14 protein-coding genes are annotated in these 14,723 nt (G+C 71.0%); 9 read left to right on the top strand and 5 right to left on the bottom strand.

The features are described from left to right. Positions 1–9 precede the first annotated feature (9 nt). Both NWFMUON74_RS13390 and mftR read right to left on the bottom strand, forming a co-directional pair. Positions 10–1,263 (bottom strand): amidohydrolase family protein, encoded by a 1,254-nt coding sequence (locus NWFMUON74_RS13390; protein ID WP_187688124.1) that lies wholly within the window; start codon positions 1,261–1,263, stop codon positions 10–12. A gap of 163 nt (positions 1,264–1,426) precedes the next feature. After that, on the bottom strand, positions 1,427–2,041 hold the full coding sequence (mftR, locus tag NWFMUON74_RS13395; protein WP_187688125.1) for a mycofactocin system transcriptional regulator: 615 nt from the start codon (positions 2,039–2,041) through the stop codon (positions 1,427–1,429). 180 nt (positions 2,042–2,221) lie between these two features. Between mftR and mftE the strand changes: the two genes are divergently transcribed. The 4 genes from mftE to NWFMUON74_RS13415 are packed head-to-tail and all read left to right on the top strand — an operon-like array spanning position 2,222 to position 5,359. Then, positions 2,222–2,911 (top strand): mycofactocin biosynthesis peptidyl-dipeptidase MftE, encoded by a 690-nt coding sequence (gene mftE / locus NWFMUON74_RS13400; RefSeq protein WP_187688126.1) that lies wholly within the window; start codon positions 2,222–2,224, stop codon positions 2,909–2,911. 31 nt (positions 2,912–2,942) lie between these two features. Further along, entirely contained in the window at positions 2,943–3,779 is an 837-nt protein-coding gene (locus tag NWFMUON74_RS13405) for a mycofactocin-coupled SDR family oxidoreductase (RefSeq protein ID WP_187688127.1), read from the top strand. Positions 3,780–3,800: 21 nt separating this feature from the next. Further along, positions 3,801–4,466 (top strand): nucleotidyl cyclase domain-containing protein, encoded by a 666-nt coding sequence (locus NWFMUON74_RS13410; protein WP_187688128.1) that lies wholly within the window; start codon positions 3,801–3,803, stop codon positions 4,464–4,466. A gap of 17 nt (positions 4,467–4,483) precedes the next feature. Continuing rightward, the gene (locus tag NWFMUON74_RS13415; protein WP_187688129.1) at positions 4,484–5,359 is read left to right on the top strand and encodes an LLM class flavin-dependent oxidoreductase; all 876 of its coding nucleotides are present in this window, start codon (positions 4,484–4,486) and stop codon (positions 5,357–5,359) included. Here the strand turns inward: NWFMUON74_RS13415 and NWFMUON74_RS13420 are convergent. The 3 genes from NWFMUON74_RS13420 to NWFMUON74_RS13430 are packed head-to-tail and all read right to left on the bottom strand — an operon-like array spanning position 5,347 to position 9,299. Beyond that, entirely contained in the window at positions 5,347–6,759 is a 1,413-nt protein-coding gene (locus NWFMUON74_RS13420) for an amidohydrolase family protein (protein ID WP_187688130.1), read from the bottom strand. The two genes, NWFMUON74_RS13415 and NWFMUON74_RS13420, sit on opposite strands and share 13 nt — an antisense overlap. Before the next feature lie 6 nt (positions 6,760–6,765). Next, positions 6,766–8,220: a CoA transferase gene (locus NWFMUON74_RS13425; protein ID WP_187688131.1), complete on the bottom strand. Its 1,455-nt coding sequence runs from the start codon at positions 8,218–8,220 to the stop codon at positions 6,766–6,768. After that, a complete protein-coding gene (locus NWFMUON74_RS13430) occupies positions 8,217–9,299 on the bottom strand; it encodes an enoyl-CoA hydratase/isomerase family protein (protein ID WP_187688132.1) in 1,083 nt (360 codons plus the stop codon). The genes NWFMUON74_RS13425 and NWFMUON74_RS13430 overlap by 4 nt, the downstream gene beginning before the upstream one ends. A gap of 338 nt (positions 9,300–9,637) precedes the next feature. On the opposite strand from NWFMUON74_RS13430, the gene NWFMUON74_RS13435 reads away from it, so the two are divergent. The 5 genes from NWFMUON74_RS13435 (at position 9,638) to NWFMUON74_RS13455 (ending at position 14,708) form a co-directional block, all read left to right on the top strand. After that, on the top strand, positions 9,638–10,114 hold the full coding sequence (locus NWFMUON74_RS13435; protein ID WP_187688133.1) for a MarR family transcriptional regulator: 477 nt from the start codon (positions 9,638–9,640) through the stop codon (positions 10,112–10,114). Positions 10,115–10,205: 91 nt separating this feature from the next. Further along, the gene (locus tag NWFMUON74_RS13440; RefSeq protein WP_187688134.1) at positions 10,206–11,204 is read left to right on the top strand and encodes an acyl-CoA dehydrogenase family protein; all 999 of its coding nucleotides are present in this window, start codon (positions 10,206–10,208) and stop codon (positions 11,202–11,204) included. Continuing rightward, positions 11,188–12,363, top strand: coding sequence for an acyl-CoA dehydrogenase family protein (locus tag NWFMUON74_RS13445; RefSeq protein ID WP_187688135.1), 1,176 nt, complete (start codon positions 11,188–11,190; stop codon positions 12,361–12,363). The genes NWFMUON74_RS13440 and NWFMUON74_RS13445 overlap by 17 nt, the downstream gene beginning before the upstream one ends. Before the next feature lie 142 nt (positions 12,364–12,505). Beyond that, positions 12,506–13,018 carry a hypothetical protein gene (locus NWFMUON74_RS13450; protein ID WP_187689129.1) on the top strand — a complete coding sequence of 171 codons (513 nt, stop codon included), beginning with the start codon at positions 12,506–12,508 and terminating at the stop codon, positions 13,016–13,018. A 181-nt stretch (positions 13,019–13,199) separates the two neighbouring features. Beyond that, positions 13,200–14,708 carry a class I adenylate-forming enzyme family protein gene (locus NWFMUON74_RS13455; protein WP_187689130.1) on the top strand — a complete coding sequence of 503 codons (1,509 nt, stop codon included), beginning with the start codon at positions 13,200–13,202 and terminating at the stop codon, positions 14,706–14,708. Positions 14,709–14,723 lie beyond the last annotated feature (15 nt).

Below are 14,723 nucleotides of genomic sequence, written 5' to 3' on the forward strand. Positions count from 1 at the left end.
GCCGCACCCTCAGCTCGCCCTCGCGGCGTAGGCCTCGGCGTACTCCTTGCGGGACGTGGTCGAGGTGTCGACGTCCTTCGCCTGCTCCCGCAGCGCACCGACCGTCGCCTGCTCCTTCGGGATGTGCGCGAACGCGTCCCAATTCAGGAAGCGGCAGGCGTTCTCCCAGGTGATCTTGTTGATGTCGGCGTCGCTCGCCCCGGCCGCCTGCAGCTCCTCGAGCACGAACTCCGGCGCGTTCGGCCAGATCGAATCCGAGTGCGGATAATCGCATTCCCACGCGATGTTGTCGATGCCGATGTCGTGGCGCATCTTCAGCGAGGTGCGGTCGGTGACGTAGCAGGCGATGGTGTGCTCGCGGAACACCTCGCTGGGCAGCTTGCCGCCGAAGTCACGGCGCAACCACTTCTGGTTGGTGTAATGCCGGTCGGAGCGGTCCAGGAAGAACGGGATCCAGCCGACGCCGCCTTCGGAGAAGGCGACCTTGAGCTTCGGGTAGGTGCGCAATGCCGGACCCCACAACAGATCCTGCGCCGCGATCAGCGATACGCTCGGCGCCAGCACCATGAGGTTGTCGATCGGCGCGTTGGGCGCCAGGTTCAGCACCCGGAAGCCCTGGCCGATATGCAGATTCATCACCGTGCCGTGGTCGGACAGCGCCGCCAGCACCGGGCCCCAGTAGTCCATGTCGTGGTAGCTGGGCAGGCCGTCGAGGTGCGGCAGCTCCGGCATCGACACCGAGTGGCAACCCTTCTCGGCGACCCGCTCGATTTCGGCGACGGCCAGCTTCGGATCCCACAGCGGCAGGATCGACAGCGGGATGAACCGGCCGGGATACGCGCCCGCCCAGTCCTCGATGTGCCAGTCGTTGTAGGCATGGATCATCGCGACGGTGATCTCGTCCTTGAAGTGGGCCAGATGCCCGGCGCTGAATCCGGCGAAGGTGGGGAAGCACATCGAGGCCAGGATGCCGTTGGCGTTCATGTCGCGGACGCGCTCGTGCACGTCGTACACGCCGGGCCGCATCTCCGCGTAGCCCGCCGGGTCGTAGCCCCACTCCTCCGGCGGCCACGACACCACGGCGTTGAGGCCGGTGACGCCGGTCGGCCGGTCCCGGTAGACCCACCGGTCGACGCCCTTGTCGTCGACGACGACCCTGGGGGCCAGGTCGGCCCACTTCTTCGGGACATGGCCGTCGAACATGTGGATCGGCTCGACCACATGGTCGTCGATACTTACCAGGATCATGTCGTCGATGTTCACGGGACTCCTCGCTGTTCGTGCGGAATGTCGTACGGGTCGACCCCGAGCGTGGCGCGAGATTTTCAATCTCCACCTACGAGAATGATACTCTCGCTACTGGCGTAGACGATACACTCGGGGCCTGGCGAGGACAGCGAATCCGGCGACGCCGGCGCTCGCCGAGTCATCGCCGCCCGGGCAGCGCGACCACGACGCTGTCGGAGAAGCCCGCCTCCAGTGCCCGCAGCGCGGTGTCGAGGTAGTCGGTGAGGTCGGCGTCGGCGCGTTGCACCCAGCTGTCGTAGGCGGCGCGGCAGACCGCCAGGGTCGCCCGCCCGACCGCGAGGCAGAACAGCGAGTCCGCCGGTCGCCCGGTGCGGCGGGCGGCGAACTCGCTGATCGCCCGCTCCCAGGCGTGGTAGTGCACCGCCGCGCTGGCGACCAGATCCGGGACCGAACCGAGCAGGCTCATGCGCATCCGCAGTTCCGGCACGTCGGCGGTGTGATAGCGGTTGGCCGCCAGCACGGCGCGGCGGATGGCGGCGAGTAGTCCCAGGTCGGCCGGCGCGCGATCGAGCTGCGCGCGGATCGCGCCGACCTCGGTGTCGAAGCGGTGCCACAGCACCGCGGCCTTCGAATCGAAGTAGCGGAAGAACGTGCGCCGGCTGACTCCCGCGACCGCCGCGATCTGTTCGACGGTCGTCTCCTCGAAGCCCTGCGTCGTGAACAGCCGCAGCGCGACGAGTTCCAGTTCGCGGCGGCTGGTGCCGCGGGGACGGCCCGATCTTGTTTCTGACACACAATGACATTATCGTAATTGGAGAACTATATTTCCATTTCGTCACTCCGTGACGAAAGCGCACTGCCCGGGAGTCCTCATGATCGACGACGCTGTGGAGACGGAGCGCGGTTCGGTACGCGACGCGGGGTCGTACCGGATCCGAACCCGGTGTGCGGGACGGCTGTCGCGGGTGCTGTCATGAGCCCGCGATACCGGCTGGCCGACCTGACGTGGCCGGAGATCCGCGATCGCGCGGCGGCCGGTGCGCTGCTTGCGGTTCCGGTGGGCGCCACCGCACCGCACGGACCGCATCTGCCGGTGTCCGCCGACACCGATGTGGCGTCCGCGTTGTGTGAGCGACTGGCGCGGTCCCGCACCGACGTGCTGGTCGCGCCGCCCGTGGCGTACGGGTGCGGCGGCGCGGCCGGTGCGCTGTCGATCGGGCAGTCGGCGTTGGAGGCGGTTCTCACCGAGTTGGGGCGTAGTGCCTGCGAGACGTTCGGGCGGGTGCTGCTGGTGTCCACCCATCACGGCAGCGCCGAACCGGTGGCCCGCGCCGTCGACCGGTTGCGGGCCGAATCGCGCGACGTGCGGGCCTTCGCCCCGCACTGGAACGGTGACCCCCATGCCGGGCGCACCGAGACGGCGTTGATGCTGGCCGCTCGTCCCCTGGCCGTGCGGGACTACCGTGCGGTCGCGGGCGGCGCTCGTTCCGCGCCGGAGCCGTGGCCGCCGTTGCGTTCCTGCGGCGTGCGCGCGATCAGCGACGCGGGCGTCCTCGGCGACCCGGCCGGTGCGACCGGAGCGGAGGGCGGCGTCCTGGCCGAGGCGCTGGTGCGGGCGCTGTCGGAGAAGATCGAGCGATGGCACGAGACGGCGGCGGCATGAGGGCGATCGGGGCCGGAAGCGAGGTAGCGCCGTGGCGCGGGCTCGAAATGTAGCCAATTCCAGCGGGCATCGCCGGGTCGCCGTGGTGACCGGCGCGGCCCGCGGCATCGGCGCGGCCACCGTGCTGGCGCTGGCGGACCGGGGGTGGTCGGTGCTGGCGGTGGACGTGGCCGCGGACGATCCGGTGCTGCCGTACGCGATGGGAACGAAACAGGAACTGCTCGCGGTCGCCACCGAGGCGGGCGGCCGGGTGAACCGGGTCGGGGCGGTGAGGCCCTTCGTGGCCGACGTCCGCGACCCCGACGCGTTGCGAGCCGCCGTGGCGGAGGCGGTCGATGCCTGGGGCGGACTGGACGCGGCGATCGCCGCCGCCGGTGTGATCGCCGGGGGAGTTCCCCTGTGGGACATGCCGATCGAGCAGGAGCGGGCGGTGCTCGACGTCTGCCTGGGCGGCGTGACCAACCTGGCGCGCGCGGCCGTCCCGGCGCTCCTGGACCGCCCCGCCCCGCGATCGGGCCGATTCCTGGCCGTGGCATCGGCCGCCGCGACGAAGGGGCTGCCGCAGCTGGCCGCCTACTGCGCCGCGAAAGCCGGTGTGGCGGGACTGATCCGGGCGCTGGGCGCGGAGCTCGGCGGCACCGGCGTCACGGCGAACGCGGTCAGTCCCGGTTCCACCGACACCGCGATCCTGGACGAGACCGCACGCCTCTACGGCTTCTCCGAATCCGATCGCTTCGGTCGGCAGCAGCCGGTGGGGCGGCTGCTCGAACCGGGCGAGATCGCCTCGGTCCTCGCCTTCCTCGCCGGGGCCGACAACAGCGCGATGACCGGCGCGGTGATCCCCGTCGACGGCGGGCTCGCGCTGTGACCGGGCGAGACAGGAGTCGTCATGGCGGGGCTGCCGCTGCTGCCCGGATTCGGTGAGCCGCTGCGCTATTCGGCCGTGGACGCGGCGGCGGCCGTCGGCATCCCGCTGGTGCAGGCACGCCAGTACTGGCGTGCACTCGGCTACCCGGCGACCGGTGACACCGCGGTGGCGTTCGGCGCCTCGGATGTGCAACTGCTGCGCACCATCAGCGGCTACGTGTCGGAAAACGTGCTGACCGAGGCGGATACGCTGCGCATGACCAGAGTGCTGACGCGGGCGATCGCGCATCTGGCGCACCTGCAGGTGGAGATCCTGGCCAGTCAGCGGGCGCGGGCGCGGGCCGGTGGGATCGATGTGGTGGAGCAGATGATGCACCGGATGCCCGAGGTGCAGCGGGTGCTGGGGCAGATCTGGGTACGTCAGTTGTCCGGCGGCGAGCTGACCCGCATCGTCGGGCGTTTCGAATTCCGTTCCACCCAGGTGATTTTCGAGTCGGGTGGCAGTGTGGTGAAGACGCTGGGCGACGAGGTGCTGTTCACCGCGCACGACGCGGCCGCGGTGGCCGACATCGCGACTCGGCTGATCGCGCAGTTCGCCGCCCACCCGGACTTCCGGCTGACCACCCTGCCCGACACCGAGATTCGTGGCGTCGGGACGGTCGCGCCCGTGGTGGTCGACCGGCGATGAGAGACAGCGAGAGGTGAATGGTCGAATTCTTTCTGTTCATTCCGCAGATCCGGCTCCCGATGGCCGACATCGTGGAGCGCGCGCGGACAGCGGAGTCGGTGGGCTTCGACGGGGTGGCATTCATCGATCACCTGGTCGCGCCGGGCGCGGAGCAGCAACCGCTGTGGGAGGCGATGACCGTGGCGAGCTGGGTGGCGGCGCGGACGAACCGGCTGCGGGTGGGGCACCTGGTGCTGTGCGACGCGTTCCGGCATCCCGCGGTGCTCGCCAAGCAGGCGGTGACATTGCAGGAGGCGTCCGGCGGCAGGTTCGAACTCGGGCTCGGGTCGGGTTCGATACCGGCGGAGCTGATTCGGTTCGACATCACCCGGGCGCGCGCGGCCGAGCGCCGGGAGCGGCTCGAGCGCACATTGGCGTCGTTGCGAGTCTACTGGGGTGCGACGGCGCAAGCCCAAGTCCCCCAACCTGCTACGCCGATTCCACTGGTGCTGGGCGGGACCGGGGCGAAGACGCTGGAGTTGGTCCGGGAGTACGCGACCTGGTGGAATCTGCCCGCGACGGAACTGGGCCGATTGCCCGATCTGCTGCCCTCGATCGGGTCGGCTGGTGCCTCGATTCAGCAGATGATCGGTTTCGTGGGGGCGGGGCGGTCCGCCGAGGAGGTGCGGGCGGTGAGTGCGCGGCGCTTCGGTTATCTCGGGGACGGGTTGCGGTGCGGGGACGCGGAGGATCTGGTGGAGCATTTCCGCGGGCTGGCGCGGCTGGGCGTGGGCCGGTTCTATGTGTGGTTCGCGGATTTCGCACCGCCGACGACGCTGGCGGAGTTCGGGGAGTCGGTGGTGCGGGCGGTGCGCGATTCCGGCATCGGCCACGCATCACGTCAGGCCCGGTAGACCGGCTCGCCGTCGACTACGGTGGCGGCTACGAGGTCGGCCGTGGGAGTACCGAGGACCTCGTCCGGGGGTGTGCGCAGCAGGGTCAGATCCGCGACCCGTCCCGGCTCGAGGGTGCGACGGCGGGCCGGGCAGTGCGCCGTTCCGAGGAACAGCGCGACGGCGGCGTCCAGGGGTACGGCTTCCGAGACGGCCGCGTCCGAGAAAATTCCTTCCGCGCCAGACGATTCCGTGCGTCGATCGACCGCGGCCCGGACGACGGCCCAGGGGTCAGCCGCACCGAACGGTGCGTCGGTGCCCGCGGCGACCGTGACACCGGCATCGAGCAGTGACCGCAGCCGCCACAGGTCGTGCTGTTCGTCGGCAGGCACATCCCGGGCGTACTGCTCGGCGCGCTCGACCGGGAAGTGTGGTTGCGTGATCACCGGTATCCTGCGGTCCCGCAGCCACGGCACGGTCTCCGCCGGGATGATCGCGCCGTGCTCGATACGGTCGCCTGGGCGCACCCCGGCGGCGTCCAGCGCGGCCATGGTCACCACCAGCTGTATCCGCGTGACACAGTGCACCGCAACAGATCTGCCCGCGGAGTGGGCGGCGCGGAACTGCTCGGCGAGGTCGTCGAGCGGCGGCAGCGCGGTGTCGTCGAGCAGGAACTTGGTGGGCCCCACCGTGAATCGCGGCCCGGAGGGTTCGGCCGTGCCGGGCGGGGCCATACAGTGCATCCGCTGCACGATGCGCCGGTCCGCGACCAACCCGGCGAACCCGTCGATATCGGCCTGCCGCAGCGCCGGGGTGGCGTCGGTGAAGCCGGTGATCCCGCACGCCGCCGCGGCGGCACTCACCGCCGCCGGGTCGGGCGGCACGGACCGCAGGCCGTCCGCCAGCCACGCGTCCATCCGCCACAACCGGCCCGTAGCGCGCCCGGCGGCATCGCGTTCCACACCCGGTAGCGTGCAGTCGTCCACACCCAGGAGTTCGCAGGCGCGGGAATTGAGGACCCACAACGCCCCCGAGCGATGCTGGACCCGCACCGCCCGGCCGCTCACCATCCGATCCAGTGCCCACCGGTCCAGCGGCTCCTCGCATCCTTCGTGATACCCGACGGCCCGAATCCACTTCTGCCCGGCGGTTTTCCGATCGGCCCGCCGCAATCGCTCGGTCAGTTGCGCGCGGTTGCGTACCGGAGGCTCGTCGAGCCGCACCGATTCCGCGAGGGCCGCCGTGGCCCGCAGATGCGTGTGATGATCGTGCAGCCCCGGCAGCAGCCATCCACCCCCCGCATCGATGTCCTCCTCACCCACTCTCGCCCGTAAGCCCCGCCCGCACTCGGTAATCCGCCCCCGCGACCACCGCACATCCGTACCCGCACTCCCGAAGACCGTCGCGTTGCGAATGAGCATGAGCGCTCACCTCTGGCCTTCGGTCGCGAAAGGCGTTGCGCAGGAGTGGTTCCCACGCCAAGCCTGCAGTGAGGTCGCCGTTGCGGACATGGCTCGGACCGCCGGTGCGCTGACGGGCGCCGGGATCGGCGGGGGGAGTACGGGTTGGGTGCGGTGGAGGTGTTCGCATTCGACGGTCCACGCGCCGTGGTGGCGTGCGAGGTGGTGTGGGCCGTGGGGCAGGACGGGCGCGGTGGCGAAGGCAGCGGCGCAAGCGCGCATGGACAGGTCGATGAGCAGGCCGCCGCCGGCGTGCACCGCACCCGCTACGGCCAGGGCGGCACACAGTCCGGAGAGCGGGTCGCCGATGGCGTCGGCGCAGAACACCGGCTCGCCGTCGTGCCAGCCGACCAGGCCGCCCGCGACCGCCGCGTCGTCACCGAACGCGACGCGCATCGGGTGGTCGCGGCCGTAGCCGGTGAGGCTCAGCCAGATCCGCCCGGGGCGGTGCGGACGGTCGGCGGGGCCCAGGCCGAGTTGTTCGAGCGCGCGGGGCCGGGATGCCTCCAGGACGATGTCGGCGGAGTCGATCAAGTCGGCCAATTCGTCTCGGCCGGAAGTGGTTCGGAAATCGAGGGACCTGAGTTCGTGACCGGCGTGCAGCCGGTCGAAGAACCGCGGGGTGCTCCGCCCCGCGTCGGGGCGATGGACGCTCTCCACCTTGATGACCCGCGCTCCGGCCCGTCCGAGCAGCTGCGCGCACAACGGTCCCGCCCACAGTGACGACAGATCGACCACCACGCGGTCGCCGAGCCCGCGTCCTCCCGCGCGGTCGGCGATGCGGCTGGTCCGCCACGGCACGCAGCGGCGCGCAGTGGCCGGCAGTGCCGCCGCCGGGACGCCCAGCAGTTGCGCTCGCTCCGCCAATTCCGTTGCGGTCCAGCGCGCAGCAGCGATCTCGAGAGCGGTCCACGCGTCCTCGTCGCACGGCTCACCGACGAGCGCGGGCACCGCCTCGACATCATCGGGCCGACTCAGCGAGACCGCACACCACCCGTCCCCGGCTCGCAACAGCCGCCCCGCCCCGCCCGCCGTCCGCTGCCCATCCCGCCGCAACCCGCGCAGTCCCGCCCGCTCGGCCAGGATCGATCCCGGATCCGCAGCCACCCGCCGCCCCACCCGCTCGGTCAGGTCCCCGAAGACCCGCGCAACCTCTCGCAAGAGCCCGTATGCCGGTGCGGGCGACAGCACCGGCGGACCGTCGGCGAACCCGGTGAGATCCATCGCACCCGACGCGGCCCACCCCAATGCGGCACAGTCGGCCGAGTCCGCATCAGCCGCCGCCGGGACGCGCGTCCGCCATTCGACCGCGCCGGTGCCTGCCCGAGCCTCGTGTTCGGTCGCCGATCGAGAATCGTGCGGTGCACTCAGCCAGCCGCGGACGACGTCGGCGGGCGTGTCGGGCCGCGGGTTCGCGGTCACCGGACCGCCCTCGACAGCAGGTTCCGTTCCGGTGGAATACCTTGTGGTCGTGGACATTCGGTGAGCCGGTCGGCCAGCCCCCACTCGACGGCGGTGTGGGCGGGCAGGGGCTCGCCGGTGAGCATGAGCCAGGCGGCGCGCCAGCGGCCGATGCGGCGGGGAACGCCCACCGTGCCGCCCGCGCCGGGGACCAGGCCCATGCTCAGTTCCGGGAACCGGAAATAGGTGTCGGGGGCGGCGATCACGGTTCCGGCGAAGGACGCCATCTCGGCGCCGGCGCCGATGCAGGCGCCGTGCACGCGGGCGGTGAGGCGGCCCGCGATGCGGTCCATCACCGCCCACGGTGCTCTGTCGAGCCGGACCAGGTAGGCGGCCACCAGGTCGGTGGCAGTGCCGAATTCGTCCAGGTCGCCGCCGCTGCAGAAGGCCGGCCCGGTGCCGGACAGCTCGACGGACGCGAGGGCCGGGTCGGCCTCGGCGACCGCCAGCGCCGCCAGCAGCTCCTCCCGCATCCGGGCGTTCAGGGCGTTGCGGCGGTGCGGCCGGTCCAGTGTGACAGCCAGCGTCGCGCCGTCCCGGTGCACGCGCACCGTGTCGCCACCGGGCGCGCGATCCGTTCGCGCCGGGCCTCTTTCGGTGAGCCAGCGGCCGAATTCGCTGCCGCCCAACAGCATCGAGTACACCGCCGCCTCCGCCGCGAGCGCGGGCGTGGTCGCCGGCAGCGTGGTCTGCCGCAGCAGCTGCCCGCAGGCGACGGCGGCGCGCGGTGCGTGGGTCACGGCGCGGCGCAAGGTCTCGAGCGCCGCATCGACATCCGGGACGGTGACGATCTGCTGCCAGCGTCCCGACACCGGCCGATCGACGAGAGTCAGGGTGGAAGCACTGAGCAGCGGCCGCAACTGCGGCGGGGGCGGTTCCCGCAATACCGTCACCACCAGGGGTACGGCTCGTTCCACCTCGGCCGCCAGCCGCACGGCCGCTGCCGCAGACATGTCGTGGGGCCGCCGAGGCTCCAGCACCACCAGCGGCTCGCCGGGCTGCCCGTCGGCACGGAGGTCGATATCGGTGAGTCCCGTCATGGGCGGGTATCCCACGCGTGGCCGGGTGGGCGCGGGCACGGGATCTGGGGGTAACGGCGGATTCCGAATCCCGTGCGCGCCCTGCTGTGGCGCCGATCGCCGCGACCCATAGGGGGTTGCACTGGAATGGCCGACGGCGATCGCTCCGTGGGGACTACCACAGCTGGTCCTTCATCGCCCGCGGGGCCGCGGACGGCAGGCGGCGGGTTCGCACGAGACAGGGCACGCCCACATCATAATGAGATCCTCCTTACCTGACTGTGAGAATGATATTCTCTCGATCGATGCGTGGCAATGCCGCCGGTTGCGGGAACGGCGGGCCGGAAGGAGTGGCAGCGATGCCGACAGGGAGCACGCGGGCCGACATGGTGGCCGCGCTGCGAGAGGAATTGCGGGTCCAGGCGACCCGCACGGTGGTCTTCCACTCGGCGGTCGCCGCGCGGCTGGGTATCACGGTCACCGACCTGTCGTGCCTGAATCTGTTGCGGATGCGGGGCCCGCTGACACCCGGCGAGCTGGCCGACCTGCTCGGCATCGCGCGCGGTGGGGCCATCACCACGGTGGTGGACCGCCTGGAACGCGCCGGTTACGTGCGCCGCAACCGGGACGCGCGGGATCGGCGGCGGGTGCGTGTGGAGCCGGTGGCGGTGCGGGCGGAGGTCGCGGTGGCCCCGCTGTACGGGGAACTGACCGCCCTCGGCGACAGCCTGCCGGGCGACGACGAGACGCTGGCGGTGCTGTTGGCCTTCGTGCAGGACTACAACGCCGCCCTCGCCCGCGCGACCGACCGGGTGTCCGAGGCCGACGCGGTATGAGCCACCTCGGTCGTAAATGAACTCTCCTTGTAAGAGAATGTTATTCTCTTACCCGGGTTGCATGTGAGGCTGCGAAGGAAGGGAGGCCGCGATGCTCTTCGAGTTCGACGCCGACCAGCGACTGTTGCGCGACACGGTGCGCGAGGTGACCGCCAGGGCGTGCCCGCCCGCGCTGATCAGGGATGTGGTCGACAAGGACGTCGAACCCGGCACGCTGTGGCGGACCTACGTCGATGTCGGCTGGACCGAACTGGCCGATCCGGCGCTGTCGGTCGAACTGGGCATCGTGTTCGAAGGGCTCGGCCGCGCCACCGACCCCACCCCGTTCCTGGCGACGATGTCGCAGTTCGCACCGCTCGCCGGGGAGACCGGCACTCTCGAAGAGCCCGGCGCCGCAGTGTATTCGGGCGTCACCGCGACCGCCGACGGGTCCGGCTGGCGGCTGGACGGCACGGCCCGGCACGTGCTGGACGGTGATCGGGCACAGCGGCTGGCCGTCGTGACCGAGGCCGGTGTGTTCGTGGTGCCCGCGACGGTCGTCACCGCGACCCGCACCTCGGTGTTCGATCCGGTGCTGCACATCGCCGACGTGGGTTTCGACGCGGTGCGCGTCACCACCGCCGATCGACGCGAGGTCGATGCCGAGCGAGCCCGCCAGCACGCGCTCACCGGGCTCGCGCTCACCACGGTGGGAGCCTGCCAGCGCATCCTCGACATGGTCCTCGACCACGTGCGCACGCGCCGCCAGTTCGATGCCGTCATCGGGTCGTTCCAGGCCGTGCAGCACAAGGCCGCCGATATGCACATCGCCATCGAACGTGCCCGCGCCCTGGGCTATTTCGCCGCGCTGTGCCTGGCGGCCGACGACCCGCGACGACGGCTGGCGGCCTCGATGGCCAAGGCCGCAGCGGGCGAATGCCAGTCCACGGTCTTCCGGCACGGTCTGCAGCTGTTCGGCGCCATGGGCTTCACCTGGGAAAACGACCTACAGTTCGCGCTCAAACGGGCCAAGGCCGGTGAGCTGATGCTCGGCGGCGCGGCCCAGCACCGGGCATTGATCGCCGAGGAGTACCGTGCAGCTCACGTTTGATCCCGACGTCGAGGCGTTCCGCGCCGAGTTCGTCGCCTTTCTCACCGAACACCTGCCCGACGCGTCGGAGACCGCCGAGCGCTCGCGCTCCAGTTCCGATGTGCCGCAATGGGCCAGGCGCTGGCAGCGGCTGCTGTTCGACAACGGCTGGCTGCTGCCCGCCAACCCGCCGGAGTTCGGCGGCCGCAATGCCTCGGTGCTGCAGCAGTACGTCCACCTCGAGGAACTGTCCAAGCGCCGGATCTACCACAGCTTCAACCCGCAGGGCGTCGGAATCGTCGCGGCGTCGCTGCTGACCTTCGGCACCGAGGAGCAGAAGCGCCGCTGGGCGGTGCCGATCCTGCGCGCCGAGATCACCGCGTCACTGGGGATGAGCGAGCCGGGCGCGGGGTCGGACCTGGCGTCGCTGCGCACGCGCGCGATTCGCGACGGGGACGAATTCATCGTCGACGGCCAGAAGGTCTGGACATCCGGGGCCCACGACGCCGACGTGCTGCTGACCTTCGTCCGCACCGATCCCGACGCGCCCAAGCACCGGGGGATCAGCGTGCTGATCATCCCCACCGACCTGCCCGGAGTCACCCGGCGGCCGTTCGCGTCGGTGGCCTCGCCGGACGACCTGGACTTCAACGAGGTCTACTTCGAAGGCGTCCGGGTGCCGGCGGAGAACTTGGTCGGCGAGCTGAACAAGGGCTGGTCGGTGGCCAATGGCTCACTCGGGCACGAGCGCACGATGCTGTGGCTGAGCTATGCCGACCGGTTGGACGACCTGTTGCGTGACTTCCGCCCGCGCGACACCCACGACAGGGACGCCTACGCCCGGTTGGTGATGGACACCGAGGCGCTGCGGCTGCTGGGCTCGGCGGCGCTGTCCCGCGAGGCCCGCGGCGAACAGGACGTCCCGTCCCTGTCGGTTCTCAAGGTGCTGGGCTCGGAAGCCATTCAGGCGGCCTCGGAGCAGGCGCTGAATTCCATCGGCACCGAAGGGCTCCTGCATCCGGCGCGGAGTTCGCAGCCGAGTCCGTGGACCCTGGATCACTACTGGTCCAGCTGGTTCGAGCGCTATATCCGCAGCTTCGCCGGCACCATCGCCGGGGGCACCTCCGAGATCCAGCGCACCATCATCGCCGAGCGGGTGCTCGGACTGCCACGCGGCTGAGTCGCCGCGGGTCACCACGGGCCGCGCGGCCCTCACCATCGGGACGGAAACCATGGCTGCTCACTCTGCCGCATCGGGCGCAGCGGAACTCGATGCACTGCAATCGGTTTCGGGCTGGCGGGCGCACTCTCGCGAACATCTGCTGCGCTACCGGCTCGCCGTGGTGGCCACCAACGCCGTCGAGGCCGTGCGGCATGTCGGCGGCTTGGTGTGCGACCGGACGATGGCGGGCTGGGAGGTGACCGTGCTGCTCGCCGACGCCACCGACGTCCGCGCCCTGCGGATACTCGGCGCCACCGTGCTGGATCTGGAGCGGTCGCTGGCCTCGCCGGTGCACGACACCTGGCCGCACGCCGTCGCGGTCGATCCGCGGATGTTCGTCGCCGACGCGCGGGTGCGGCGGGGCGTGCTCGAATGCCTCGACCACGAACTGATCGAGGTCGCGCTGTGGGGCGAGGAGCTGCCCCGCGAACTCGACAACAGGCTGGGCACAGTGCAGCACCGGCTCAGCGGCGCCGCGCGGGCGTTCAAGGGGGCGGCGCTGACGGCCGCGGGCGCCCCCGACGCCGAAACCGGTGGCGCCGAGGTGTTCCGGTGTGGCGAACTGCTGCTGACCGGGATGTGGGGCGGGTCCGACCTGGTCGCGGCGGGCTGAGCTACCGGTGAATATGATATTCTCTCTGAGAGAGAATGGCGATATCACAAACGCCGCCGACAAGTTTCCCGCCCGCCGCGCGGGTGGGGCGGAGGCTCGCGGAGAGGGTGCGAATGAGCCGACGGGATGAGCGAATCGCGTGGGACGGCGCGTGGCCGCCGCGGGCGAACGGGGCCGCGTCATGACCGTGTCGCTGCTGCTCGACATGGCGGTCTCCGGCGACCCCGAACGCACCGCCCTCGTCTGTGACGAAGTGCGCTGGAGCACAGGCGAATTGCAGACCCTGGCGCACGGCGGCGCGGGGGTCGTGGCGGCCTCGGGAGCGCGCAGCGTGGCCTACGTGGGGACCGGCGGGCACATGCTGCCGCTGCTGATCTTCGCGGCCGCGAGCGCCTCGGTGCCCGTCACGCCGCTGAACTACCGGCTGAGCGGTGCGGCGCTGGGGGAACTGGTTGCGCGCCTGGATGACCCGCTGCTGGTGTGCGACGACGAGTATCACGACGTCGTCTCCGGCTTCGGGCAGCGGGTAATGCGTTCCGGCGATTTCGTCGCGGCCGCCGCCGCGGCCGACCCGGTGTCGGAGTCACCCGATCCGGATCGGGTGGCCGTGGTGCTGTTCACCTCCGGGACCACCTCGGCGCCGAAAGCGGTCGAACTGTCGCATCAGAACCTGCTCAGCTACATCACCGGGACGGTCGAATTCGACTCGGCCGCACCCACCGACGCCGCGCTGATCTGTGTGCCGCCCTACCACATCGCGGGCATCGGCGCCGCGCTGTCGAATCTCTACGCCGGTCGGCGGATGGTGTATCTGCGCAGCTTCGACGCGGCGCGCTGGATCAGCCTGATCGGCCGCGAGTCGGTGACGACGGCGACGGTCGTGCCGACCATGCTGGACCGGATCGTGACGGAGCTGGAACGGACCGGGGCGACGCTGCCGACGCTGCGCAACGTCGCCTACGGCGGGTCGAAAGTGGCGCTGCCGCTGGTGCGCAAGGCGCTCGACCTGCTGCCGGAGGTGGGTTTCGTGAACGCCTACGGGCTGACCGAGACCAGCTCGACCATCGCGGTACTCGGCCCGGAGGATCACCGGGCGGCGCGCGCGGCCACCGATCCGGAGGTGGCGCGGCGGCTCGGCTCGGTCGGGCGGCCCGTGCCCGATATCGAAGTGCAGATCCGCGACGAGCGCGGGCGGGTGCTGCCGCCGGGGGAAACGGGTGAGTTGTTCGTGCGCGGGCCGCAGGTGTCCGGGCGCTACACCGGGATCGGCTCGGTGCTCGACGCCGAGGGCTGGTTCCCGACCAGAGACGTCGCGACGCTCGACGCCGACGGCTACCTGTACATCGGCGGGCGCTGCGACGACACCATCATCCGCGGCGGCGAGAACATCGCGCCCGCCGAGATCGAGGACGTGCTGGTGGAGCATCCGGCCGTGCGCGAGGTCGCGGTGATCGGCGTCGAGGACGTGCAATGGGGGCAGATCATCGTGGCGGTGGTGGTGCCGGAGCCGGGCGCGACGCCCGACCCGGCCGAACTTCGCGAGTTCGTCCGCGCCGCACTGCGCGGCTCCCGCACCCCGGACCGGGTCGTGTTCCGGGACTCGCTGCCCGCCACGCCGACCGGAAAGGTGTTGCGGCGCACCCTGGTCGAGGAATACGGACCCGCGGTGGACGCGGCGACGAGCAGATGATCGCCGCCAGGAAAG

It is taken from the genome of Nocardia wallacei, assembly GCF_014466955.1.
Classification (GTDB): domain Bacteria; phylum Actinomycetota; class Actinomycetes; order Mycobacteriales; family Mycobacteriaceae; genus Nocardia; species Nocardia wallacei.